24 protein-coding genes are annotated in these 22403 nt (G+C 44.3%); 14 read left to right on the plus strand and 10 right to left on the minus strand.

What is annotated here, in order from left to right:
- Positions 1-21 precede the first annotated feature (21 nt).
- The 5 genes from RXX31_RS16595 to RXX31_RS16615 all read left to right on the plus strand — a co-directional run bounded on the left by RXX31_RS16595 (position 22) and on the right by RXX31_RS16615 (position 5032).
- Positions 22-1251 carry an ABC transporter permease gene (locus RXX31_RS16595; protein ID WP_317590718.1) on the plus strand — a complete coding sequence of 410 codons (1230 nt, stop codon included), beginning with the start codon at positions 22-24 and terminating at the stop codon, positions 1249-1251.
- The gene (locus RXX31_RS16600; RefSeq protein ID WP_317590719.1) at positions 1241-2476 is read left to right on the plus strand and encodes an ABC transporter permease; all 1236 of its coding nucleotides are present in this window, start codon (positions 1241-1243) and stop codon (positions 2474-2476) included. Before RXX31_RS16595 ends, RXX31_RS16600 begins: the two co-directional genes overlap by 11 nt.
- The gene (locus RXX31_RS16605) at positions 2476-3189 is read left to right on the plus strand and encodes an ABC transporter ATP-binding protein (protein ID WP_317590721.1); all 714 of its coding nucleotides are present in this window, start codon (positions 2476-2478) and stop codon (positions 3187-3189) included. Before RXX31_RS16600 ends, RXX31_RS16605 begins: the two co-directional genes overlap by 1 nt.
- Positions 3182-4399 (plus strand): hypothetical protein, encoded by a 1218-nt coding sequence (locus RXX31_RS16610; RefSeq protein ID WP_317590722.1) that lies wholly within the window; start codon positions 3182-3184, stop codon positions 4397-4399. The genes RXX31_RS16605 and RXX31_RS16610 overlap by 8 nt, the downstream gene beginning before the upstream one ends.
- Before the next feature lie 156 nt (positions 4400-4555).
- The gene (locus RXX31_RS16615) at positions 4556-5032 is read left to right on the plus strand and encodes a Dps family protein (protein WP_317590723.1); all 477 of its coding nucleotides are present in this window, start codon (positions 4556-4558) and stop codon (positions 5030-5032) included.
- Positions 5033-5090: 58 nt separating this feature from the next.
- On the opposite strand, the gene RXX31_RS16620 is transcribed toward RXX31_RS16615, so the two are convergent.
- The 4 genes from RXX31_RS16620 to elbB all read right to left on the minus strand — a co-directional run bounded on the left by RXX31_RS16620 (position 5091) and on the right by elbB (position 9145).
- Entirely contained in the window at positions 5091-5726 is a 636-nt protein-coding gene (locus RXX31_RS16620) for an HAD family hydrolase (RefSeq protein WP_317590724.1), read from the minus strand.
- Positions 5727-5792: 66 nt separating this feature from the next.
- Complete coding sequence (locus RXX31_RS16625) at positions 5793-6869, minus strand: PQQ-dependent sugar dehydrogenase (RefSeq protein ID WP_317590725.1); 1077 nt, start codon at positions 6867-6869, stop codon at positions 5793-5795.
- A 148-nt stretch (positions 6870-7017) separates the two neighbouring features.
- The gene (gene yiaY / locus RXX31_RS16630) at positions 7018-8166 is read right to left on the minus strand and encodes an L-threonine dehydrogenase (protein WP_317590726.1); all 1149 of its coding nucleotides are present in this window, start codon (positions 8164-8166) and stop codon (positions 7018-7020) included.
- Between the two features lie 328 nt (positions 8167-8494).
- Entirely contained in the window at positions 8495-9145 is a 651-nt protein-coding gene (elbB, locus tag RXX31_RS16635) for an isoprenoid biosynthesis glyoxalase ElbB (protein ID WP_317590727.1), read from the minus strand.
- A 266-nt stretch (positions 9146-9411) separates the two neighbouring features.
- Between elbB and yddG the strand changes: the two genes are divergently transcribed.
- On the plus strand, positions 9412-10356 hold the full coding sequence (yddG, locus tag RXX31_RS16640; RefSeq protein ID WP_317590729.1) for an aromatic amino acid DMT transporter YddG: 945 nt from the start codon (positions 9412-9414) through the stop codon (positions 10354-10356).
- Between the two features lie 19 nt (positions 10357-10375).
- Here the strand turns inward: yddG and RXX31_RS16645 are convergent, their stop codons facing one another.
- Complete coding sequence (locus RXX31_RS16645) at positions 10376-11266, minus strand: cation diffusion facilitator family transporter (RefSeq protein WP_317590731.1); 891 nt, start codon at positions 11264-11266, stop codon at positions 10376-10378.
- 175 nt (positions 11267-11441) lie between these two features.
- Entirely contained in the window at positions 11442-12320 is an 879-nt protein-coding gene (locus tag RXX31_RS16650; RefSeq protein WP_317590732.1) for a LysR family transcriptional regulator, read from the minus strand.
- Positions 12321-12603: 283 nt separating this feature from the next.
- Between RXX31_RS16650 and RXX31_RS16655 the strand changes: the two genes are divergently transcribed.
- Positions 12604-13218, plus strand: a complete 615-nt coding sequence (locus tag RXX31_RS16655; RefSeq protein ID WP_317590733.1) for a class I SAM-dependent DNA methyltransferase — start codon at positions 12604-12606, stop codon at positions 13216-13218.
- Positions 13219-13293: 75 nt separating this feature from the next.
- Here the strand turns inward: RXX31_RS16655 and RXX31_RS16660 are convergent, their stop codons facing one another.
- Positions 13294-15267, minus strand: a complete 1974-nt coding sequence (locus RXX31_RS16660) for an acetoacetate--CoA ligase (protein ID WP_317590734.1) — start codon at positions 15265-15267, stop codon at positions 13294-13296.
- Between the two features lie 221 nt (positions 15268-15488).
- On the opposite strand from RXX31_RS16660, the gene phhA reads away from it, so the two are divergent.
- Positions 15489-16283, plus strand: a complete 795-nt coding sequence (gene phhA / locus RXX31_RS16665; protein ID WP_317590735.1) for a phenylalanine 4-monooxygenase — start codon at positions 15489-15491, stop codon at positions 16281-16283.
- Positions 16273-16611 carry a 4a-hydroxytetrahydrobiopterin dehydratase gene (locus RXX31_RS16670; RefSeq protein ID WP_317590736.1) on the plus strand — a complete coding sequence of 113 codons (339 nt, stop codon included), beginning with the start codon at positions 16273-16275 and terminating at the stop codon, positions 16609-16611. Before phhA ends, RXX31_RS16670 begins: the two co-directional genes overlap by 11 nt.
- A gap of 83 nt (positions 16612-16694) precedes the next feature.
- On the opposite strand, the gene RXX31_RS16675 is transcribed toward RXX31_RS16670, so the two are convergent.
- Positions 16695-18464: a choice-of-anchor I family protein gene (locus RXX31_RS16675; RefSeq protein WP_317590737.1), complete on the minus strand. Its 1770-nt coding sequence runs from the start codon at positions 18462-18464 to the stop codon at positions 16695-16697.
- 204 nt (positions 18465-18668) lie between these two features.
- Here RXX31_RS16675 and RXX31_RS16680 point away from each other — a divergent pair, with 204 nt between their 5' ends.
- The gene (locus RXX31_RS16680; protein WP_317590738.1) at positions 18669-19013 is read left to right on the plus strand and encodes a HopJ type III effector protein; all 345 of its coding nucleotides are present in this window, start codon (positions 18669-18671) and stop codon (positions 19011-19013) included.
- 18 nt (positions 19014-19031) lie between these two features.
- Here RXX31_RS16680 and RXX31_RS16685 read toward each other — a convergent pair whose 3' ends face one another.
- On the minus strand, positions 19032-19340 hold the full coding sequence (locus RXX31_RS16685) for a cysteine-rich CWC family protein (protein WP_317590740.1): 309 nt from the start codon (positions 19338-19340) through the stop codon (positions 19032-19034).
- 116 nt (positions 19341-19456) lie between these two features.
- Between RXX31_RS16685 and RXX31_RS16690 the strand changes: the two genes are divergently transcribed.
- The 4 genes from RXX31_RS16690 (at position 19457) to RXX31_RS16705 (ending at position 21403) form a co-directional block, all read left to right on the plus strand.
- Positions 19457-19672, plus strand: a complete 216-nt coding sequence (locus RXX31_RS16690) for a DUF3820 family protein (protein WP_317590741.1) — start codon at positions 19457-19459, stop codon at positions 19670-19672.
- A gap of 116 nt (positions 19673-19788) precedes the next feature.
- Positions 19789-20358 carry an NnrU family protein gene (locus tag RXX31_RS16695; RefSeq protein WP_317590742.1) on the plus strand — a complete coding sequence of 190 codons (570 nt, stop codon included), beginning with the start codon at positions 19789-19791 and terminating at the stop codon, positions 20356-20358.
- 485 nt (positions 20359-20843) lie between these two features.
- Positions 20844-21056 carry a cold-shock protein gene (locus RXX31_RS16700; RefSeq protein ID WP_317590744.1) on the plus strand — a complete coding sequence of 71 codons (213 nt, stop codon included), beginning with the start codon at positions 20844-20846 and terminating at the stop codon, positions 21054-21056.
- A 146-nt stretch (positions 21057-21202) separates the two neighbouring features.
- Positions 21203-21403 carry a hypothetical protein gene (locus RXX31_RS16705; protein WP_317590746.1) on the plus strand — a complete coding sequence of 67 codons (201 nt, stop codon included), beginning with the start codon at positions 21203-21205 and terminating at the stop codon, positions 21401-21403.
- Positions 21404-21611: 208 nt separating this feature from the next.
- On the opposite strand, the gene RXX31_RS16710 is transcribed toward RXX31_RS16705, so the two are convergent.
- Complete coding sequence (locus tag RXX31_RS16710; RefSeq protein WP_317590747.1) at positions 21612-22229, minus strand: 3'-5' exonuclease; 618 nt, start codon at positions 22227-22229, stop codon at positions 21612-21614.
- Positions 22230-22403 lie beyond the last annotated feature (174 nt).

The raw sequence follows: 22403 nt of genomic DNA on the forward strand, positions 1-22403 counted from the left end.
GTAGTGGAGAGGCAAAAGCATATGCTGGTTAAACTTGCTTGGCGGAATTTATGGCGGCAAAAACGGCGGACGTTGCTGACGGCAACAGCGCTGGCTTTGGTGCTTTTCCTCTCTCTTATCACCCGCTCTTTTCAAGAGGGGAGTTACACGTCTAATATAAAAAATGCAGCAAAATTTTATACCGGACTGATCCAATTACAAAATCCGGAGTTCAGTGACACTTCGAGTATTGATGATGTTTTGCCACAAACCGAGTCGTTTATTTCCTCCGCAATGGATAACCCCAATATTGACGTCATTCTGCCAAGAGTTGAGTCGTTTGCTCTGGCAGCGAAAGATGAATTCTCAAAGGGCGCTTTGGTGTTGGGGGTTGATCCAAAAGCCGAAGACAACTACTCCAGAATCAGTGACAAAATAGTTAAAGGGGCCTACATCGCACCAGGAGAAAATGCAGTACTGGTGGGTGGAAGGCTGGCTGAGTACCTCCATTTAGACGTTGGAGATGAATTGGTCTTGTATGGCATGGGTTATCACGGACAAACAGCGGCGGGATTGTACCGGGTCGCGGGTATTTTGCATTTCCCACTGCAGCAACTCGACTCTCAATTGGTCTACATGCCCCTTGATACGGCGCAGGCGTTGTATTCATTGGATAAACAAGTCACGGCGTGGGTCCTCAATACCGAGAGCCTACGTAATTTGCCTAGTGTCGTAGACCAGCTGCGCCGAGATTATGGTAAAGACATCGCGGTGAAAGATTGGCAAGCGTTGTCACCCGAACTGTCGCAACAGATTGCACTCGATAAAGCGGGTGGCATATTTTTAATTTATATCCTCTACGGAATTGTTGGCTTTGGTCTGTTTGCCACCATTCTGATGACAACGTTAGAAAGACAGCGAGAGTTTGCCGTCATGTTGGCGACTGGGATGCTGAGAGGAAAGCTGATTTCGTTGTTGGTGATTGAATCGCTATTTATCTCATGCATTGGTGTACTGCTTGGCTTGATCATCAGTGCCCCGGTATTGGCTTATTTTTACTTTAACCCGATTGAGATTACCGGAGAGACTGCCAAGGTGATGTTAGAAACGGGATTTGAGCCCATTGTCCCTGTCTCACTGGATCCTCATTTAGCATTGACGCAAATATCGGTTGTGCTCTTTATCCTCTTGCTGTGTCTTCTCTATCCTATGTTGCGCCTATTACGCCTCCCTATCGCTAGCGGTCTCAAAGGAGGTACGCATGTTGATTAAATTAGCATGGCGCAATTTGTGGAGGAACAAGCTCAGAACGTCAATCATGATAGGCGCCATGGTGTTTGGTCTGATGGGTGTGGTGGCGATGAATGGATTTATGAACGGCTTGGTTGATAGCATGATAAAAAATGCGATTTCCTGGCAAACCAGCCATTTACAGATTCATCAAAACCAGTATCTGATTAATCCTGAACTGGAAGAGACTATTCCAAACGCCAATGTTATTGCAACGACGTTAGCGAGTCAGCAACAAGTGAAAGCGGTGTCTGAACGTTTTCTCGTTGATGGAATGATCGCCTCTGCGCGCAGTACACGTGGTATTCACATCAATGGCATCAATATTGTACAAGAGCAGCAGATCACACCGTTGGCCGAGCACATACAGTTAGGGCAATGGCTGGATGAAGAGGGGAGAAATCCGATCTTAGTGTCGCAGAAAACCGCGAAGCGATTGAAATTGCGTGTTGGCTCAAAAGTGATTTTGACACTTTCAGATATCAATGGTGATGTCTCTGGTGCCGCTTTTCGGGTAAAGGGAATATTCAAAACACCGTCTACGAGCTTTGATGATGGCAACGCCTATGTGCGGAAAGCGGATTTGGAGAAAATAGCAGGATTAGAGGGTGTGCACGAGATTTCCATTCTCCTTAACTCCAATGATGAAGATACGTTGGAAAAAACAAAAAAGTTTACTCAGTCACTCCTGACGAACTCAACGAAAGATCATTTAGTGGTTAGGAAATGGGAAGAAGTCCAACCCTTACTCTCTGCGATGATGAGTTCAATGGACATCTCTAATCAGATCATGTTGGTGGTGTTTGTCTTAGCGATGACACTGGGCATTATCAATATTATGTTGATGTCGGTATTCGAGCGTACCAGAGAGTTTGGTGTTCTGATGGCAGTTGGTATGCAACAACACAAAGTTCGCTTACTGATCATCTTAGAGACGCTATTTCTCGGTTTGTCAGGTTGCACGCTTGGATTGATTGGCAGTGCAATCATGCTGAAAGTTTTAAGCATTACGGGGTTGTCGCTCAGTGGCCTTGCCGATGGGTTGGGCGCTTACGGGGTGGATACATTACTGTACCCAAGGGTGTCTTTTTATGAGTACCAGATGATCATAGTGGCGATTTTTGTTGCGAGTCTGGTTGCGGCTTGGTACCCGGCGCGTCAAATACTCAAGCAGCGACCTGTGGATGCCATGGCGGAGAAAACCTGATGACGATTAAACTCGAACATTTAACTAAAACCTACAATCCTGACAGTGATTTTCCGGTGCATGCCGTAAAGTGTGTCGACTTGGAAATCAAGCAGGGGGAGTTTGTTGCGATCATGGGGCCCTCCGGTTCGGGGAAAACAACGCTGCTGAATATGCTTGGTGGTATTGACGCACCAACTTCGGGCCGAGTGGAAATTGATGGTTGTCTAATTTCAGGTATGTCGGAAAAAGAACTGATCGCGTATAGAAGAGATAACATCGGCTTTATTTTTCAGGATTACAGTTTGCTGCCAGTGTTAACCGCGCTGGAAAACGTCGAATTTGTAATGCAATTGCAGGGTAAGAGTGAAAGAGAGTGTCGGGAACGTGCCTCGTCTCTGCTAGAGCAGGTTGGGCTATCTGAACAGATGCATAAGCGCCCAAGCAAAATGTCAGGCGGACAGCAGCAACGTGTGGCGGTCGCACGGGCACTCGCACCCAAGCCGCGTTTCGTTATGGCGGATGAACCTACGGCTAATTTAGATGCGAAAAGTACCGCTGAGCTGCTCGATATCATGGAGCAACTCAGTGAGCAAGAGGGGACAACGTTCATCTTCTCGACACATGACCCCAGAGTGATCAAACGCGCACATCGTATTATTGTTTTCGAGGACGGCCGTTTAGCCAGAGATTTCAGCAATATCGGCAACCATGTGGAGAGAACTCATGCCTAGGCGGATAGCAAACGACATAAAACGGCTAACCAGAAGTGGACGTTACCGAGTGTTGTTCACCGCCTTCCTGACTGCCACAAGCTTTCAGACAATTGCCAGCATTCCGGGAGTCGAGCCTGAAAAAGCATGGGACTTTGATGGTTATATCAAGTATATGGCAACCTATAATATTGCTGATGGTCAGAGTAATACGCTCGATCACCTCATTCATAACCGTTTTAATCTGGAATATCGATTTTCGTCCAACTGGCGGATTAACGTCGGGATGAGGAACCGTGCTTTATGGGGGGATGCGCTCGATGTTGCCCAATATCCAGAGCTCGTTGAGTTGGACAACGGGTACTTTGATTTGAGCAAAAACTGGCGTGAAGACTCCGTTATACTTAATACTCAGTTCGATCGGCTTTATATCACCTGGCGTGAAGATGACTGGAGCGCAAAGGTTGGCCGGTTTCGTGTTAATTGGTCGATGAATACGATCTGGAACCCAAACGATATCTACAATGCTTACTCAATTTATGATTTTGATTATGAGGAGCGGGCGGGTACCGATGCGCTGATGGTGAGCAAGAAGCTGGGATTTGCCGATGGCATCGATTTAATTTTCTCGCCAGTCGAGTCGCCAGATAAAAATAGTGTCTCTCTGCGTTATTTTGCCAATCAATCAGGCTGGGATTATCAGGTGATTGCAGGGAGAGCAAACCGGGATTTTATTCTTGGCACTGGGTTTGCTACGGATATCTACGAGGCGGGTGTACGTGGTGAGTTATCCTGGTTCGATCCAATCGAGTCGCAATATCAAGGTGAAATCACTCAATCATCGATGGTAGGTAGCCTTGAATCAGACTACAGCTTTGGAGGAAAGCGCAGTTGGCTTGGACGGATGGCGTGGTTGTTTATTTCGGAGCCTGTTAACGCATCCAGTGCACTGGCTTATCTTAATTTGCCTCTGAATGCGAAAACGCTGAGTTTTACCCAGAACACGCTTTACGCTGAGGTAAGCTTTGACCTCACATCCCTAAATCGTCTGACGATATCCGCTAGTTACTATGATGATGGTTCCTATTTTGCTGGACTTTCGAGTAATTACTCGCTTGCTAATGATTGGCAGCTACTCACGGTTGTACAATGTTTTAGCGGTGAAAGTGACAGCTTGTTTGGTCAAACACCTGCCACGCTATTGTTTGCAAACATTCGCTACAGCTTCTAGTGCCTCCATTCACTTACCCGAATGAGTAAAACTATAGAATTTGCTTATCAAATCTATAGCCAGAACCGAATTTCGCTTCTCAACGCTTAGATCTACTATAACTCCATCAGCAGAAAGCACTGCAACTTATATTAATTACATTACTAGGAGCAAGATATGAGCACACAAGTAAGCCTAATTGGTCTAGATCGCCAACACTCTGAGCAACTAGCACAACAGCTGAATCAGCTACTTGCCCACTACCAAGTGCTGTACATGAACACGCGTGGCTACCACTGGAATATCAAAGGTCAGCAATTCTTTGAACTGCATGTGAAATTTGAAGAAATCTACACAGATCTACAAGTGAAGATTGATGAGCTGGCAGAGCGTATTTTAACGTTGGGCTATACCCCTGCACATGCGTTTAGTCACTACCTGGAATCGAGCGAAATAAAAGAGCACCAAAACGCGACTTCGGGTGAGGAGTGCGTCAAAGGACTAGTAGATGGCTTCGGTATCCTTCTGCTTAATCAGCGTGAAATTCTCTTTAACGCGGGTGAGGCCGGCGATGAAGGTACCGCGGCATTGATGGGCGATTATATTCGCGAGCAAGAGAAATTGATGTGGATGCTTAACGCTTACCTTCAGTAGGCAAGAGAAAGAATCGGGAAATAAGAGCAAAAGAGCACATTAGTGCTCTTTTTTGCATCTATGAAACTGGCCTGTAGCTTTGTCGTAAATGAGCCGACTCGAAGTAAATCAAGAGATCAGTGAGTTCTGTCACCGACAGGGAAGCGGATGTGTGAAAGTCAGTCAGATTACCGTGGTGGACAAGGCAAGAGGGCATTTGTGCATTGTATGCTGCTTGTAAGTCATATAGGTAGTCACCGACGTAGAGCACTTCATCTGGCATCAATCGCCACTCTTTTGCTAACACCTGCAGAGATAAAGGATCAGGCTTAGGTGGAAAACACTCGCGCGTAATTACACGCTCAACGTCGATTTGGTTATGCTCAAGCTTACGTTGGGTGGCGATTTGGCAATTACGTGTCACGATGGCGGTTTTCATCGCTTTTTGATTCAAGTACGCCAGCAGTTCGTGACAGCCGATCATTGGTGAAGACTGATCAGCATCAGAGATTTCATGATCGAAAATCACATTGTGCGCGTGCTCTCTATGGTGAGGGTGTTCCAGTTTTTCGACAAAATTTAATAAGTCTTCTGACTGCGGACACCCTAGTTGCTGGCGTAGAGTTCGGAAATTCATATCGGAACTCACAAGGGTGTTATCTAAATCAAAAATAACGGCTTTAATTTTATCGATGACTAATGGGAAAGGAACCATTCTGACCTCATGCACATTGTATAAAATATCTTTAAAACAATAGTTTAATTATAAGTTAAATTTGATTTACTTTTGCTCAAGACGGAAGATTTTCCCGGTATCGGTCGAAAAGTAGAGATAACCATCGGGACTTATCGTGACGTCTCTGATTCGCTCGCCCAGATCGTCCATTAGGCGTTGATATTCAGTAAGTTTTCCATTCTCGATCGAAACCACATTGAGATGCGTAAGTTTAAGTGCTCCCGCGACAATCTTTCCGTTCAGGTCAGGGTATTTGTCACCTCGATAAACCACTAAGTTGCTTGGTGCAATAGAAGGGATATACACCAGTTTGGGATCTTCCATACCTGGTAAAGATTTCGCTTCGCCGACATCAAGCGGACCCCAATATTCCTTTCCTTGAGAGACTCTGGCCCAGCCGTAGTTGGCGCCTTTTTTAATCAGGTTGATCTCGTCGCCACCTCGCGGGCCGTGCTCGATTGACCAAAGCTGATTGGTCGCTTGGTCGAAGTACAAACCTTGAGGGTTTCGATGGCCATAGCTCCAGATTTCAGGCTTTACGTCAGTTTCTGTGAAAGGGTTGTCTGCCGGAACCGTGCCGTCCAGATTTAAACGCAGAATTGATCCCGCATGAGTTTGTCGGTTTTGGCCATTATCACGGTCACCACGATCACCAATCGAGAAGTAAACTTTGTTATCGACAAACGCAATACGGCTACCAAAATGTCGTCCGGTATCAGTAATTGCATCGGCAACAAACAGATCTTTCCAATCTGTCAGTTGGTTTTCTTGTAACCTGGCTGTCGCGAGGGCGACGGTGTTTCCTTCGCTGGTTCGCTTACTGTAGGTGAAGAAAAGCGTTGGACTATCTTTATCCGCATTGGGGGCAAGGGCAACATCAAGTAAACCTGCTTGACCTGTGGTGCTCACGCCGGAGACTGAAAATAGCTTTTCGCGCTGACCTGATTCGATATTCAGCAATGAAATGGTGCCGTTTTTCTCGTTAATCACGGCCTGTTTCTCATTCAGAAATTCTATTCCCCAAGGGACATTGAAGCCGTTAGCCACTTCTTTTGCCTGATAGTCGGCAGCGTGGCTGGAAAGGGAAAAACAAACGAGCAGGGAGGTGATAACAGTTTTCATGGCTGTGTCCAATTTAAAGCGTGTTTGTCTCTAAAAATTAACACCATAACGGCAGTTTTGTCAGAAAATGTTTTGTATAAAGATGTAAAAATCCCCGATATAGCACCGGGGATTGAATGTCTTTAGCTACAGCTAACGCTTATTCGGTTTACATTGCTGCTTCGAATATGGCAGTGATTTCCTCGTGAGTCGCTTGTTTTGGGTTGGTGAAGCCACAAGCATCTTTTAGAGCGTTATCAGCCAAGGTCGGGATGTCTTCTAACTTCGCGCCAAGTTCTTTGATACCTGCAGGAATGCCTACGTCTTTCGCAAGAGCGACAATAGCGTCGATAGCCGCCGCAGCACCTTGCTCTGGTGACAAGCCTTCTACATTGACGCCCATTGCTTTCGCTACATCAGTCAGACGTTCAGGGCAGACTTGCGCATTGTAGCGTTGTACGTGAGGGAGAAGGATTGCATTACATACACCGTGTGGCAGATCGTAGAAACCACCGAGTTGGTGCGCCATCGCATGAACGTAACCCAGTGATGCGTTGTTAAATGCCATACCCGCCATAAACTGTGCGTACGCCATTTGCTCACGCGCTTCCAGATTTTCACCATTTTTCACCGCGGTGCGTAGGTGTGCCTGAATCAATTCAATCGCTTTAATTGCAACTGCATCAGTAATCGGAGTGGCGGCAATCGATACGTAAGCTTCAATAGCGTGAGTCAGTGCATCCATGCCGGTTGCAGCGGTCAGAGAAGCTGGTTTTGCGAGCATAAGGTTAGCGTCGTTTACTGAGATGAGCGGTGTTGTGTGTTTATCTACAATGGCCATCTTAATGTGACGATCTTCATCGGTAATGATACAGAAACGAGTCATTTCCGAAGCCGTGCCAGCGGTCGTGTTGATCGCGATAAGTGGCAGCATTGGTTTTGCAGATTGATCAACGCCCTCGTAATCTGAAATGTGTCCACCGTTTGCTGCGACGAGTGCGATACCTTTCGCACAGTCGTGTGGTGAGCCACCGCCAAGTGAGATGACAAAGTCACACTCGTTCTCTTTCAAAAGTGCTAAGCCGTCATTAACGTTGTTAATCGTTGGGTTTGGCTGAGTGCCATCGAACACTACGGTTGCGACGCTTCTTTCATTAAGAAGGCCTTGAACCTGCTCAACCACACCGATTTGGTTAAGGATTTTATCGGTAACGATCAACCCTTTTTTAAAGCCTTGTGATTGAATGCTGTCCGCTGCGTCTTTGAGACAGCCAGCGCCCATTAGGTTTACCGTAGGGATAAAAAATGCACTAGTCATATTGGATTGCTCCGTCGTTCTTTATAGGTTTTTTAATTGGAAATTACTGTCGCACACCTTTTTCGGGTTCCAACTTGATCTAAAACTATCTAAGCCAGCTGGGACTCGTTTTATTAAAGGAATTGTGACAGTGATCTTGTTGCACAGCATGTAGGTGCAACATAACTATAACGTAGCTTAAATATGAAACTAGTAACGTAAAAAATTGTTAATAATGAAGATCTATTGATGATTTATATCTAAATTAGACTAAAGTATAAGAAATCCCCATTAATATTAGAATTATCAATGGGGGTAAGAGGTGAGCTTTTAAGTTATCTATCAGTAATTATGCGATTTCGATAAGCTTTGATACTAACTTTTCGATGCCAGAGGCTGCTTGAGAGATATTTTCGGCTAACATATACGCTGGAGTCGAAAGTACCTTGTGTTGTTCATCAAAAACAAATTCTTCTACGGGACATTCAACATGTACACCGCCCATTTGGTTGAAGGCAGCTGATGTCGCTTCATCATTACCCACTGTCCCTTTTACGCCCTGCTCATAAATCATCGGGATAATGACAGGTGAGATACACAGGTAAGCGGCAGGTTTATCAGCATGGGCGAATGCACGGCAGGCTTGCGCAACGTGGGTGTTGATTGAGCACTCAGGGCCTGACACAGCAAAATCCGTTAAATTTTTCGCTGCACCAAAACCACCGGGTAGAAGTAATGCATCAAATTCTTCGACATCTAACCGTGCCACGTCTTCAATATTTCCTCGCGCGATCCGTGCTGATTCCACTAAGACATTTCTGGTCTCATCCATTTCTTCGCCGGTCAGGTGATTAATGACATGCAACTGGTCTATGTTGGGCGCAAAGCAATGCCAGGTTGCGCCTTCTTTTTCAATGGCGTGGAGTGCCAGTACAGCTTCATGCAATTCTGTTCCGTCGTAAACACCAGAGCCACTGAAGATAACTGCGATTTTTTTCATTTGAGAGTCCCTTTAGTCCAAGAGTTCTGTCTGTTGCACTTTAATTATACAGACTGATTATTTTCGATAATTTCACTTTCGTCTTCCTTCTCATCATAGTAGCTGACGAAAAAGGGGTTAAGCAGAATGTGTAAAAAGTATTTTAACTTTGTTCCAAACTCGTAACGGAATAATTTCATTACTGATTTTTATCGTATTGTTGGTTGAAGCGGCTCCGTTTTGCGTTAAGCTGAGGTCTACTTTGGCATTGATAAGTTGTAGGTCAAATGAAGTCTGCGCAATTTCAATTCACGCTTTATGGCTGTATTGCCATTCTGTCTTGGAGCTGTTTACTGGGTATCGCGAGATTGGTGACAGAGAGTCTGGGCCCCGTCGGTGGGGCGGCTATGTTGTATTCTGTCAGCTCAATTTTTCTGATTGTTGTGGTGGGGATCCCAAGGCTTTCTAACTTCTCTGCTAAATATCTTATCTTCGGCGGAGCACTGTTTGTCTGTTATGAGATTTTTCTCGCTTTGGCGCTGGGATATTCAAATTCACGTGCACAGGCAATTGAAGTTTCCATTGTGAATTACCTCTGGCCCGCGTTGACGGTTCTATTTGCTGTGTTAGGCAGTAATAAGAGGCCAAGCTGGTTGCTTTATCCTGCTGTGGTTCTTGCTTTCTTTGGCGTCGCATGGACGGTGAGTGGCGATAACAGCTTATCGTTGCAGCAAATAATGGCCAACATTAATAGCAACCCGTTGGTTTACTTTATGGCCATGACTGGTGCGGTAATCTGGGCGGTATACTGCAACCTTACTCAAAGGCAACAGTCCAAACACAATGCAATTACGCTATTTTTCATCGCCACCGCTGTGTCCTTGTGGGTTAAATTTTTAGTTACGGATCAACCTGCGATAGAACTTTCCTGGTCATCTATGGGTTACTTGCTTGCATCTTCAGCTTTGATGGCGGGTGGGTATGGGTTGTGGAACGTCGCGATTGTTGGTGGGAATATGGTTTTTCTGGCAACGCTTTCTTACTTCACACCCATCTTTTCGGCACTGTTTTCATCCATTATTTTGGGTGTGACATTGAGTCAAAGCTTTTGGCATGGTGTTGTGATGGTGACGATTGGCTCTCTGTTGTGTTGGTTGGTAACAAGAGAGAAGCGTGAAGTTGCGGTGGAAAAGGACCTCACAGCGGTAACGACAGAAAAGCTCCCGAATTAGGGAGCTTTCTGCCAATGTTCTAAGCGACATTGAGCTGGAGCTGTAATTTAAATCTATGTTTCGATAAGCGGGTTGTTAACTGTTTACGCGTCTTTTCTAATGTATCCAATGCCAGCGTATCGTTGTCGACATGCAGATCGATGTTTACTCGTAGCTCTTGTCCAACTTTAGTGATGCCCGCCAACTTTAGCTGGTGGTCTGACGTTTTTTCTATCTCAAGTACGTCCTTGCCAACCACCTGGCATAGCTCTTTGCTTGGTGCCATCATCAGTAATTCTCGTAATGCGCCGCATAACATATCAAACGGGACTTTTAAAAAGTAGAAGCCCATCAACAGCATCATCATTGGGTCAGCATAAGCGGCGTATTGAGCAAACGGAGACAACGACACTAACCATGCGGCTACAAAACCAACCGTAACGGCAACACTCAACAAGGTGTCCATTTGCCATTGTTTTTTCTCTGCTTCGATAAGGCCCGATGAGTAACTACGGCTTCTTTTCGCCATAAACCACCACGCGTAGCCACAACCTAAAATGTTTACAACACCAAAGATTGTTGCGATAGAAGCGTCGACTTCTCGACCACCGGTCATCAGTGCGGAAATCGCCGAGTAGAGAGAAAATAGCACTACAATCAGAATAACTGTGGCCTTGATCGCAATTACGATGGGCTCCAGCACCGCTTTACCAAACGGAAACACTGACTTCGATGGCTTGTTAATGTAATAAGAGGCTGCCAGTGACAATAATGTTAACAGTAAGCTGACTAAAGAGTAGACACCATCAAAAACGATCACAATTGAGCCAACAAGCAAGCCTAGTACCATACCACCAGCAGCAAAGCCTGAAGCTAAAAGGGCTGAAATGGTTAACGTATGGTTTTCGTTTCTGCTTGTCCTGACACACATGAGATATACCTTGTAGTTTTTATACCGCTGTATTCTTCGCTTACAAGGCTATTTAGGCAACCAGAATTTGACCAGCTGCCAGTTGGATAAGAAGGGTTATATTTATTTATAAATAAAAACAATGAGTTACTGTGTTATCTTGCTGTCATTAAAATTGACGCTCAGTGCAAGATGTTTAGAAGTCAAACAAATAATCGCTGAGTTTATCGGCTAACCATGTCATTGCTGGGTGCTCAATTTGACCATTTGTCGTAAACATACAGTAGTCTTCTTGTGTTAAACCGTAGGTGTGTTTAATCACCGCCAATTTCTGTTGACGTAGATAGTGGCGAATTAAGGGCTCGGGCAAAACGCCCCATGCATCTTCTTCTAAGATGGTGTTTAGCATGTAATCAAAGCTGGAGAAGCCGATGTAGCGTGTAGAGAAAGGCTGGAGTTCTGGGTTGTCTTTCTCATTTAGGTAAACCATCAGAGCTTGCATCTGGCTGCGCAGCTCTTCATCAGAGACGCGACGCATTTTACTTAATCGGTGATCGGCACTACACACTGACATCATGCGTATCTTACCTAACGGGTTATAGACGATATGTGGATCGTCAACGCGCTCATAGTCTACACCAAAGGCAAAATCTACTTGATGAGTGCTTACCAGGTTGGCTAAGTCACCGCTTGACGCAAGAATGATGTTAAACGTTGTTGATGGGAAGCGATTGTTCAGCTTATGTGACAGGTCCTGCCAAAGGTCATCGGGTAGGGAGTCATCTCGGGCAACCCAGACCTCCGCGTTGAAACCTTCCGAGATCTGGCCGCACGTCTTGCGAATACGCTGCGCTATCACTAAAAGGTATTCACAATCTTTGTAGATGGCTTTTCCGGCTTCAGACAACGTAAGTTGGTTACCTGTTCGGACGAATAGCTCGACGTCGAGATCCTTTTCCAGCGCTTTGATCGACATACTGAGTTTGGTTCGGTTGCAGTCCAGCTGCCGTGCAGCTTCGGATACAGACCCACAATCAGCGATAGTACAGAAGGCTTCTACTTGCGTTAAGTTCATGATTTGACACAACCGAAAAGTAATTTGAAATCAACAGGGATACGGTACAGATCGATTCCCAAAGCTGTGAAAGGTTAACGAAAAAAACATAATTTCGCCAGATAAGTCTATGGTCTTTTTGTGGTTTTGGGGTACCCTATACCGAGTATGCGAAGATTAGGTCTTGACGCTCAAAAGAAGTTAATTAATGTGATACTTCTTGTGTCACGCTAAAAGTGTTGTGTGCTTTGTAACAGGGAATAAAAGGTTCTCTTCTCAACTCAAGCACTTTTGGCGTCACACGGTGAGATGTGAGATATCAGAAGTGAACATGGAGGCCACGATGGCACAAGATTGGGACGGCTTAGCAAAAAGTTGGGAATCAAACCCTGCAACCAAACAATTTGCTCAGTCAGTGTTTGAACAGCTACAACAGTTAACTCAGCTTGATGGCATTAAATTACTGGATTTTGGATGCGGAACCGGGCAATTAAGTCAGTTATTGTCGCCAACGGTTAAAGATATCGTCGCACTCGATACCTCTGAGGAGATGATCGAAGAGTTAGATAAAAAAGAGCTGGCAAATGTTGAGCCAGTGGTCGATACCTTATCTCGCGGTCTTGTTGCGCAGCATCCAGCGTTTCGTGGGCAATTTGATCTGGTGGTTGCATCATCCGTTTTAGCGTTTATGAATGATGTCGATTCTGCATTAAGCATTTCGCATTCATTACTTAACCATGGTGGTTATTTCGTTCATTTTGATTTTGTCTCAGACTCAGGGAAAGACGGCTTTACGCTAGCACAATCAGAATCTGCCCTCGTGAAAGCAGGTTTTACTGATGTCGAGACAAAGCCAGTGTTTGAAATTACGTCAGATGGCAAAACAATGTCTGTGCTAATGGGCGTTGGTCGCCGCTAGGCCTTAATTAGAACATCAAAAAGCGAGCATCAAGGCTCGCTTTTTATTTGTTTTCAACCTTCGCCTCAGGTTCAATCAGTCTGAAACGAGCTTTTTTATCTCGTCTAAAACATGTGCATTTGCTATGGCGCCGATGTTTTCCACTTCTCTGCCATTGATCACTTGTTTAACTGCAAGCTCGACTAATTTACCCGATCTGGTTTTCGGTATGTCACTAATGGCAAAAATTTCACTGGGTACATGCCTTGCCGAGCAGGCGGACTTCAACTGAGCTTTGATTTTCGCGATCATGTCATCGTTTAATCTGTCGCTACGTGCTAACTGAACAAACAGCCAGATCTGCTCGTTTCTATCCACTTCTTTTCCGACGGCGATTGAGTCGACAATACCTTCTATCGAATTAACTTGTTGGTAGATTTCTGCCGTGCCGATTCTTACTCCACCGGGGTTTAACGTCGTGTCACTGCGGCCATAGAATACGTAACCGCCCGTTGAGGCATTTCTTTCTACATCGTCACCGTGATGCCAAACATTATCGAACTTGTCCCAATACGCTTTGTGGTAACGCTCGCCATTGTCATCCCAGAACTTAGCCGGGAAATTCGGAATCGAATTGGTGCACACTAACTCACCTCGTTGACCAACAATATCCTGGCCTTGAGGATTGAATACTCTTGTATCCACACCTAAGCCTGCATTCTGACATTCCCCTCGGTAAACCGGAGAAATAGGGTTACCCAGCACGAAACAGCCACAGATATCGGTACCACCGGAAATGGAGGCCAAATGAACATCCTTTTTCAGATGCTGATAAACGTAATCAAATTGCTCGGGATAGAGCACGGAGCCTGTTGAGCATATCGTTTTGAGTGATGGGTATGGGTCACTGCCTTGGGTTGAATACCCGGCTTTTTCCATCGCTTCCAGATATTTTGCCGAGGTACCAAAAAGTGAGACTTCAGCGCTTTTAGCCAGGTTCCACAATATCTTGTAGTTCGGGTACATTGGGCTGCCATCAAAAATGACCAAGCACGCACCGCTTGCTAAGGTGGAAACATGCCAGTTCCACATCATCCATCCACAGGTGGTGTAATAAAACACGCGATCTTCAGGCTGAATATCGCAATGAAGTTGATGCTCTTTAACGTGATTGAGCAGAGTACCGCCAACAGAGTGCACGATACATTTCGGTTTTCCGGTCGTGCCTGAAGAGTAGAGTATGAATAACGGATCATTAAAGTTGATACGTGTATAAGTTACGGCTTGTGGCGGATATTGATTTAAGATGTATTGCCAATCTTGGGTACAAACATCACATTCACAGCTACGAGGATTTAGATAGTTGATCTGGCAAACGTGCTTGAGTCCATCCAAGTGATCAGAGATATGATGGTTTTTATCCGTCATATCAAACACTTTTCCGTTAAATGTGTAGCCATCACAGGTGAAGAGTACTTTGGGTTTTACTTGACCAAACCGTTCAAGAACGCTGTCTATGCCAAAGTCCGGCGATGTTGCGGTCCAGGTCGCACCAAGGCTGGTTGTAGCTAGCATCGCAATGACGGTCTGAGGCAGGTACGGTAGGTATCCAGCAACTACATCTCCTTTTCTGACGCCACAATCTTGCAACCATCGCTGTATGCTGGAAACTTCATCACAGAGCACTTGCCATGTATAGGTTTGACGTTCACCACGCTCGTTTTCGAACCAAATCGCAATATCATTGGGGTTGTGATACGCAAAACTAAGGAGATTTTCCGCATAATTTATCCGGGCATCAGGAAACCAAAGGGTGTCGCGGTTAGGAACCGGTTGTTGCCATTTGCTTTCAGCTTGGCATTTTACCGTGTCACCCTGGTTTCCTATCACATCACAAAATAGCCACACTTCTTGCCAGAACTGTTCATTGTGATCCAGTGACCATTGATGCAATTCAGCATAGCTTTTTATGTCATTCCCTTGTCTGTTTATGTGATCAATAAACTGGGTAATATTGGCTTCTTCGATGCGACTCTCGCTCGGTTGCCATAGTTTGTTGTACTCGCGCATAGGTTCCTTCTATAACAAGCTGATAACACATTAAGTCTGAAAGCATTCGCTAACAATGTCAAACTTGTTATTAAGTATTTGATGTTAGTAATATCATGGTCTTACGGTTGGTTGTAAATAATTTGTTACACCAGGTTGAGGTGGCGAAAATGATGTGGGGATTGGAAGCCGTAAGGAGTGAAGATAGGCTTAATGTAAAGGATTTGTTAATGGAGAAGGTCATGACTCAATATCATTCTAAGCCCGTTGACCAGGATGGAAGGGTGGAATGGAGCCTGGAAGAAGATGCCATTTGGCGAGACTTAGTCTCGAGACAGATGAGTGTGATTCAAAACCGTGCCTGTCAGGCTTATTTGCATGGTTTGACTCTGCTCGATTTGCCTGAGGATCGTGTTCCACAGATTCCTGAGATCAATCGCGTACTGATGGAGACGACAGGATGGCAAGTTGAGCCTGTTCCAGCGCTTATCGATTTCGACCGGTTTTTCAATTTATTAGGCAATAAACGCTTTCCTGTGGCAACGTTTCTGCGTAGTCGTGAAGAGTTTGACTATCTACAAGAGCCAGACTTTTTCCATGAGATATTTGGCCACTGCGCCATGCTGACCAATCCTGACTTTGCCGCGTTTACCGAACATTATGGCCAGTTAGGACAGGCTGCGACTCCGAAGCAGAGAGCTTATCTTGCACGATTATACTGGTTTACTGTCGAATTCGGCCTGGTAAAAGAAGGCGATCAGACCAAGATTTATGGCGGCGGTATTCTTTCGTCTCCGGGAGAAACGATTTATTCATTGGAAAGTGACGATGCGATTCGTGAGGAGTTCGATTTGCAAACCGTACTGAGAACACCTTATCGTATCGATATTATGCAACCGAAGTATTATGTCATAGACGATTTTTCACAACTTTACCAAATCAGTCAATTAAACCTATTAACGCAAGCCGATAAGGCGATTGGGGCTGGATTGTTGCCACCATTATTTGAACCAAAGGAACCTGCTCATGTTGAATGAACAAAAATGCGAAGCTTGTAGTCTTGATGCCATTGCACTGAGTAATGAGGAGCAACAGTCACTGCTGCTACAACTTACTGATTGGCAGATAGTTGAAAGAGAGGGGATTCCTCAGCTAGAAAAAGTGTATAAATTTAAGAACTTCAAGCAGGCTTGGGCGTTCAGTAATAAAATTGCTGAGCTGGCAGAAGATGAATTTCATCATCCGTCGATCTTGCTGGAATGGGGTAAAGTGACGGTGACTTGGTGGAGTCACTCGATAAAAGGGCTACATAAGAACGACTTTATCTGTGCATCGAAATGTGACGCTCAGGCTGACGTTGAGTAACCAAAGCCCGGTTTTATATACTCAAACGCCCGAATTGATGTTCGGGCGTTTTTGTTAGTGCAGCTTAGTAAAGCAATCTAGCGTTAAAGCTCGATACGGTAAACAGACGTCGTGCCCGACACTTCATTGCCTACTGCGATAAAGTGACCACCGTTACGAGTAAAGTAATTGATTGACTCCGGCGCGAGGTCACCTGCTTTTGGATTGTAAGTGTCATTCGCGCACTCGCTATCTTCTACTTGTGTGCATACTGGCTGAGTGTAATTACGATGGTTAACGTAGTGCAGGAATACCGCTTGGCTCGGTTCGCTAATGTCGTAAACCATAATGCCACCTTGACGCTCAAGACCAATAAACGCGTAGTGGCGTCCGTTTATCTCTGCGGTTTCGATGGCTTCTGGCTCTATGCCTTTGTCGTCACTGCGATCATCACCGCTGCTGCTACTATCGTTGGTGCTGTTAAAGTGTTTGCCTTCATTAATTAAAGCGATGGTCGCAAAGTCATCACCGCTATCGAAAACCCGTTCACCATTTTCGTCCCAGATTGAGAAAGAACGAGCGCCAAACGCCTGGACATTGTCAGTGGCAGATAATGTCTGCTCAGGCTTGATCACTTTTAGACGTGCTAATAGTGCGTTGTCCTTTAGCGCTGGTGCCAGTGGGTGATCGTCCGCTACCTTTAGCTTCTTACCACGTACTTCATCGACGTGACTGAAACACGTGCCTTCTTTGCTGGTGTAATCACTTGTACCTTGATAGTCATCTTCATCCCACTCAAAGTTCGCCTGGTCACAGCGTTGCTGAGTGGTTTTGATGCCATACTCACGACCGTCCCCTTCGTTGGCAGAGACGATGTAGCTTTTGCCATTCACTGAATAACTGTCGAGGGTGTCTGGCATATATAAGCCGACCAATTGAGGGTAGCTCTTGAAGTTACCAACAATCTTATCTTTGTTGGACGCATCCAGTTTAGCGTCTGACCATGATTTCTCGCCTAACCCGACAATTTTCTCAACCGATTTACTTTCAGGATTAATGATTGCCATGGCATTGTTTTCTTGTAGCGCCACGTAAATCTTACCGTTATCAGCGAAGGTTAAATATTCTGGTTCCAGATCTTGCGCCACGCTTGCGTTCGGGCCAGAGATACGCACGTTGTCTGGTAATTCATTGGCACGTGGGCCATCAAATTGCTCGAAACCAATTTGAGTGACTTCAGCGTTGGTGATTCCATTGCTTAAATCAACCAAGGTAATGCTGCCTTGCGGATCAATACGGTAATCGCCGCTTGGTTCACCCTCGTTGGCGGTAGCAATGTAACGACCATCTTTTGAAAAACCGACCATGTCTGGTAGTGCGCCGCTTGGATAGGTGGTCACAAGAGACAGATCATCCGAACGGTACAGGGCGATAATGCCATTTTCTTGTTTGTTGCTATTTTCTATTGCAACTGCGACAAGGCCGTTTGAGACGGCAACACTGTTGGCTGCGCCAATATCTATCGATGCGGCTTCACCAGCACCATTCAAATCGATAAACGCGGTTTGTGATGGGGCGCTGTTTTCGTCCATAGACACAACATCGATGCGTTTTGCCTGAGCGTTGACGACATAAAGTTTATCAGTACACGCATCATAGCTGACAATCTCTGCTGCTGAGGTATCAAAAGGAGCGTCAGCAATAGACGTCCCTACCAACGTCAGTCCTTGAATAGAGGTTTCGCCAGCAACCGGCGTAATCGTCGCTTTACACTGTGCACTAAAGGAAGCCAATGTATTGTCAGGCTGTGAGGAACATGCGATGGCAAGTGAAGAAAGTGCTAAAACACCTATTGCTTTCAATGGGGTGGACATGATATCTCCTTATCAATCCGATACAATGTCGTTCAATGCATAATTCTGCTATAAATATTCACTCTTAAATTAATTAGCTTTAGAGCATTAAATGACGTGTGTTTTGGTAAGGCTATGAATATATGTATGATTAATGACTTTTATATTGGCTTTTTATGAAACAAATATGTCACCGGTATGATGGCATAACAATTTGGAATGAAAATGGAACTACAACAATTTTTGGATGCGGTAGCGTCAACACCAGAAAGCATCGAATTCGAGACAACGATGGCAGTTATTGAAGCGAATTACGAATTCACGCCGACGGCATTTACCAATGGCGCAACGGAAAACGGAGCAGGTGAGAACAATGGCTCATGCAAAATCTTTGCATTTGGTTTGCTAAATAACCTGGATAAGGAAGCCACACTGGCTTGTTTTGGTCGTTTTTACCGTGAAGATGTTCTACAACATCCAGAAAATGAAGATCATCAGAACATTCGTAACTTTATGCTGAGCGGATGGGATGGTGTGAAGTTTGAATCGCCAGCGCTTACTGCGAAATAACCAAAGTTAGCCAGTCGTTTAGGCGACTGGCTTTTTCTCCAGGCACTTGCGACATAAGCACAATTGCTCTTTGTCAGGCGTTGGTATGTCTCTTTCCTCAACCTCAAAACACCAACAGGTCTCTTTTCCGGCTGAGATATCACAGTGTGCTTGAGTACCGCACTCAGGGCATGAATGGGTAGAGTCGCAACCCGTAATTTGATCGATCAGACTGTCTCGCTGCTCATCCGTTTTATCTTTCCATTGGATGATTTCTTCTATTGTTCTGTGACATCCAGAACAGATGCCGCCATTGTTTTTACAGGCAGCACGACAAGGTGACTTCATTGCATTCTCGTTCTCATTTCGAATGGCGCTTACTTTAGCATAAAGCACAGTGAAACTGGTCGGGAGTTTGTAGCGGTGGTACTCTTAACCGACTTACGATAACCACTATTCGATTTATGTTAGAAAAAGAGAACCTGATAAAACTGGCAAGAATGCCAATGCCTTTTGGTAAATACGCGGGAAGAGTTTTGATTGATCTTCCGGAGGAATACTTGCTGTGGTTTGATAAAAAAGGCTGGCCAAGCGGTGAGCTGGGGGATTTGCTCCAATTGTGTTTAGCTTTGAAAATCGAAGGCTTAGACAGCGTAGTAAAACCACTCAAGCGAATGTAATTATTCAGTTTCGTCTCTCTGTTCATCAAAGCAGCATTTGACTTAATTTTTCTGATAACTGCCATGTACGCTATATAATTAAGAGAACCTTCATTCATCAGTAAAGAGGCAATGGAATGTTTAGCTTAATACTTGGCTTAGTCTTGTTTCTCGGTGTTCACTCGATTTCTATTATCGCACCAGTGTATCGGGAATCATTGGTTGCGAAAAATGAGAAAGTATATAAAGCTGTTTATGCTTTGCTGTCGTTTTTAGGTCTCTATTTCATTGTTACCGGATATGGAGAGCTCAGAGAAAACCCGAGCATTATTTATTTTGGTACTCAATCTTTCAAGCCGTTAGTGTCTATCCTGATGCTCGGTGGGTTCATCTTATTTTTAGCGCCTTATTTCCCCGGAAAAATTAAAGCTGCCGCAAAAAATCCACAGTTATTATCAGTGGTACTTTGGGCATCTTCCCATTTATTGGTGAATGGGAACTTGGCAGATATACTGTTGTTTGGCTCGTTTTTAGTGTGGGCTATTATCGATCTTATTTCGATGAAAAATCGCCAACAAAGAGTCGTTTCACCTTTAAAGGCTTCTTGGATAAATGATGTAATAGTGGTTGTGGTCGGAACGGCTTTTTATGCCATATTTGTTATGTTTTTGCACAGTTACTTAATTGGTATTCCATTAATGCTTTGATGCTCAGTTCTGGCCAGCGACTAGAAGTTATAGCGAACAGAAACATCTGATTGTTTGTTGTTCTCAACAACACTTGAAGACAGTCCCAGCATAGAGACTAAATATTTAACCCAGTCATCTTGAGCATTTATTGCCCGATTCGAAGTTAGAAACCGGCATTGTCCTCATGTCGAATATCAGTTTTGCAATAATTATTATAACGAGAATGTCGGTTTGAATTGGACTCAACTTTATACCTCACTAGAGTTATGGTTGTAACTACATGATTTTATGGTAAATAATAAATTAATGAAGAAATGCATATCTATTATGTTTACATCGTGTATAGTGTCGGCAGCTCTCATAGTGAGCTATTGATAAAATATTTAGTTTAAGTTCTTCTCAGTTTCTTCGATTAACTTCGTCATACTTATCCTGCGATACCTTTTTCTTCATTCCTTATTTAGTAGCTTTCTTTTTAATTTAATCAATGTATCGAGATATAGATGTCAAATAAAACGACTGGTTCAGTAAAATGGTTTAATGAAACAAAAGGCTTTGGATTTATCACACCAGATAACGGTGGTTCAGATCTGTTTGTTCATTTCAAATCAATTGCTAGCGAAGGTTTTAAAACATTAGCTGAAGGCCAAAAAGTTTCATTTAATGTAGAACAAGGTAACAAAGGCCCACAAGCTGGCAACGTTACTTTAGTATAAGCATTTCTAAAAAGATCTCTCCTATTTGGTGAGATCTTTTTTATTTAAATATTTAATGAGTATTCCAACGAGTCGATAAATCAATCGAAAACGTTGTGTTAGCACGAGAAAAATAAAAGTTTGGAATCTATAAGGTAAAGAGCGATATGAAAAAGCCAGTAAGAAAATCGAACAAAAAAACACAGAAAAACAACTTTGAAGAGAAATTTTCTCTTATGGTGAAACAATATCAAGAAGCTAAAGAAGTTCTTGAGTCTATGGAAGAAGGGTCTTCAGAATATATAACCCAGAAACGAGTATGTGATAAACTATTTGCTAATGCTGAACGATATATTAATAGAAATTAAAAAGGCCAACCTCAAGAGTTTTGTCGTTTTTGAAGAAAGTGCTGGGAGCTGTGCATACCACCATACTTGGTAGGTCAGCTATTTACGACGTTTAAGGTAATGTTTGTAAGACATTGTTTCTGGCTTCGCAACAATACGAGTATATTCAAACACTCGGCCATCTGTAAGAATACCGATCGATGAGATACACATCAGGGCTTATTCTTATCTATACAGCGCGACTTTTATCGAGTAGCAGGTTTACTTTCCCTTTTGCTGTTTTACTAACGGTTTGCATAAACTGAAAGCTTGGCTTGACGATTCCTGACTGCTCTAAGTCTTCCACCATTTGGAGCCAAAGTTTGGCTGTCATTTGTGCATCTGCTAATGCTCGGTGAAAAACACCGTCATGGTCGATGTTTTTGTAGCGAACAAGTTCACCAAGTTTGTGTGATGGTGCATCCTGAATAAGTCGTCTTGCCACCAGTAACGAGCAAGCAAACTCTCCTGAATAACCACGATTGATTCTCTCAAGCTCTGCGTCGAGAAACCTTTTATCGAACGAAGCGTTGTGAGCGATAAGATTCTCATTAGCAATGAACTCACTAAACGATGCCATCACCTCATCGCACCCTGGTGCTGTACGTAACATGTTATTGGTGATGCCGGTATAACTTTCAATGAATGAGCTCACTCTGAAGCCTGGGTTCATTAGTTGCTGAAAACTATCAACAATCTCACCATCGACTAATTTCACCGCACCAATTTCAATTGCGCGATCACCAAGGTTAGGAGAGAGGCCTGTGGTTTCAAAGTCGAGTACGACCACGGAGTTTGCTTGAGGCATGAAATTTCCAACTAAACAATAATGTGCAAGATTATCATCGAAAGCGCTAGAAAAAGAAAGGCGATAGAACTCCGTTGAACTTACGATGTTGGGGTAGGGGCAGTTTTCTACTTTTGTTCCAGCTATCTGGACTAGAGACCGTGTAAATCGACTCAAGCGAATGTATGTTCAATA

The organism is Vibrio sp. EA2 (assembly GCF_033042495.1).
Classification (GTDB): Bacteria; Pseudomonadota; Gammaproteobacteria; order Enterobacterales; family Vibrionaceae; genus Vibrio.

Bases quoted from the DNA above. Each gene is read 5' to 3' on its own strand.
- RXX31_RS16595 (WP_317590718.1), top strand. From the start codon at position 22: ATGCTGGTTAAACTTGCTTGGCGGAATTTATGGCGGCAAAAACGGCGG.
- RXX31_RS16600 (WP_317590719.1), top strand. From the start codon at position 1,241: ATGTTGATTAAATTAGCATGGCGCAATTTGTGGAGGAACAAGCTCAGA.
- RXX31_RS16605 (WP_317590721.1), top strand. From the start codon at position 2,476: ATGACGATTAAACTCGAACATTTAACTAAAACCTACAATCCTGACAGT.
- RXX31_RS16610 (WP_317590722.1), top strand. From the start codon at position 3,182: ATGCCTAGGCGGATAGCAAACGACATAAAACGGCTAACCAGAAGTGGA.
- RXX31_RS16615 (WP_317590723.1), top strand. From the start codon at position 4,556: ATGAGCACACAAGTAAGCCTAATTGGTCTAGATCGCCAACACTCTGAG.
- RXX31_RS16620 (WP_317590724.1), bottom strand. From the start codon at position 5,726: ATGGTTCCTTTCCCATTAGTCATCGATAAAATTAAAGCCGTTATTTTT.
- RXX31_RS16625 (WP_317590725.1), bottom strand. From the start codon at position 6,869: ATGAAAACTGTTATCACCTCCCTGCTCGTTTGTTTTTCCCTTTCCAGC.
- yiaY (WP_317590726.1), bottom strand. From the start codon at position 8,166: ATGACTAGTGCATTTTTTATCCCTACGGTAAACCTAATGGGCGCTGGC.
- elbB (WP_317590727.1), bottom strand. From the start codon at position 9,145: ATGAAAAAAATCGCAGTTATCTTCAGTGGCTCTGGTGTTTACGACGGA.
- yddG (WP_317590729.1), top strand. From the start codon at position 9,412: ATGAAGTCTGCGCAATTTCAATTCACGCTTTATGGCTGTATTGCCATT.
- RXX31_RS16645 (WP_317590731.1), bottom strand. From the start codon at position 11,266: ATGTGTGTCAGGACAAGCAGAAACGAAAACCATACGTTAACCATTTCA.
- RXX31_RS16650 (WP_317590732.1), bottom strand. From the start codon at position 12,320: ATGAACTTAACGCAAGTAGAAGCCTTCTGTACTATCGCTGATTGTGGG.
- RXX31_RS16660 (WP_317590734.1), bottom strand. From the start codon at position 15,267: ATGCGCGAGTACAACAAACTATGGCAACCGAGCGAGAGTCGCATCGAA.
- phhA (WP_317590735.1), top strand. From the start codon at position 15,489: ATGACTCAATATCATTCTAAGCCCGTTGACCAGGATGGAAGGGTGGAA.
- RXX31_RS16670 (WP_317590736.1), top strand. From the start codon at position 16,273: ATGTTGAATGAACAAAAATGCGAAGCTTGTAGTCTTGATGCCATTGCA.
- RXX31_RS16675 (WP_317590737.1), bottom strand. From the start codon at position 18,464: ATGTCCACCCCATTGAAAGCAATAGGTGTTTTAGCACTTTCTTCACTT.
- RXX31_RS16680 (WP_317590738.1), top strand. From the start codon at position 18,669: ATGGAACTACAACAATTTTTGGATGCGGTAGCGTCAACACCAGAAAGC.
- RXX31_RS16685 (WP_317590740.1), bottom strand. From the start codon at position 19,340: ATGAAGTCACCTTGTCGTGCTGCCTGTAAAAACAATGGCGGCATCTGT.
- RXX31_RS16690 (WP_317590741.1), top strand. From the start codon at position 19,457: ATGTTAGAAAAAGAGAACCTGATAAAACTGGCAAGAATGCCAATGCCT.
- RXX31_RS16695 (WP_317590742.1), top strand. From the start codon at position 19,789: ATGTTTAGCTTAATACTTGGCTTAGTCTTGTTTCTCGGTGTTCACTCG.
- RXX31_RS16700 (WP_317590744.1), top strand. From the start codon at position 20,844: ATGTCAAATAAAACGACTGGTTCAGTAAAATGGTTTAATGAAACAAAA.
- RXX31_RS16705 (WP_317590746.1), top strand. From the start codon at position 21,203: ATGAAAAAGCCAGTAAGAAAATCGAACAAAAAAACACAGAAAAACAAC.
- RXX31_RS16710 (WP_317590747.1), bottom strand. From the start codon at position 22,229: ATGCCTCAAGCAAACTCCGTGGTCGTACTCGACTTTGAAACCACAGGC.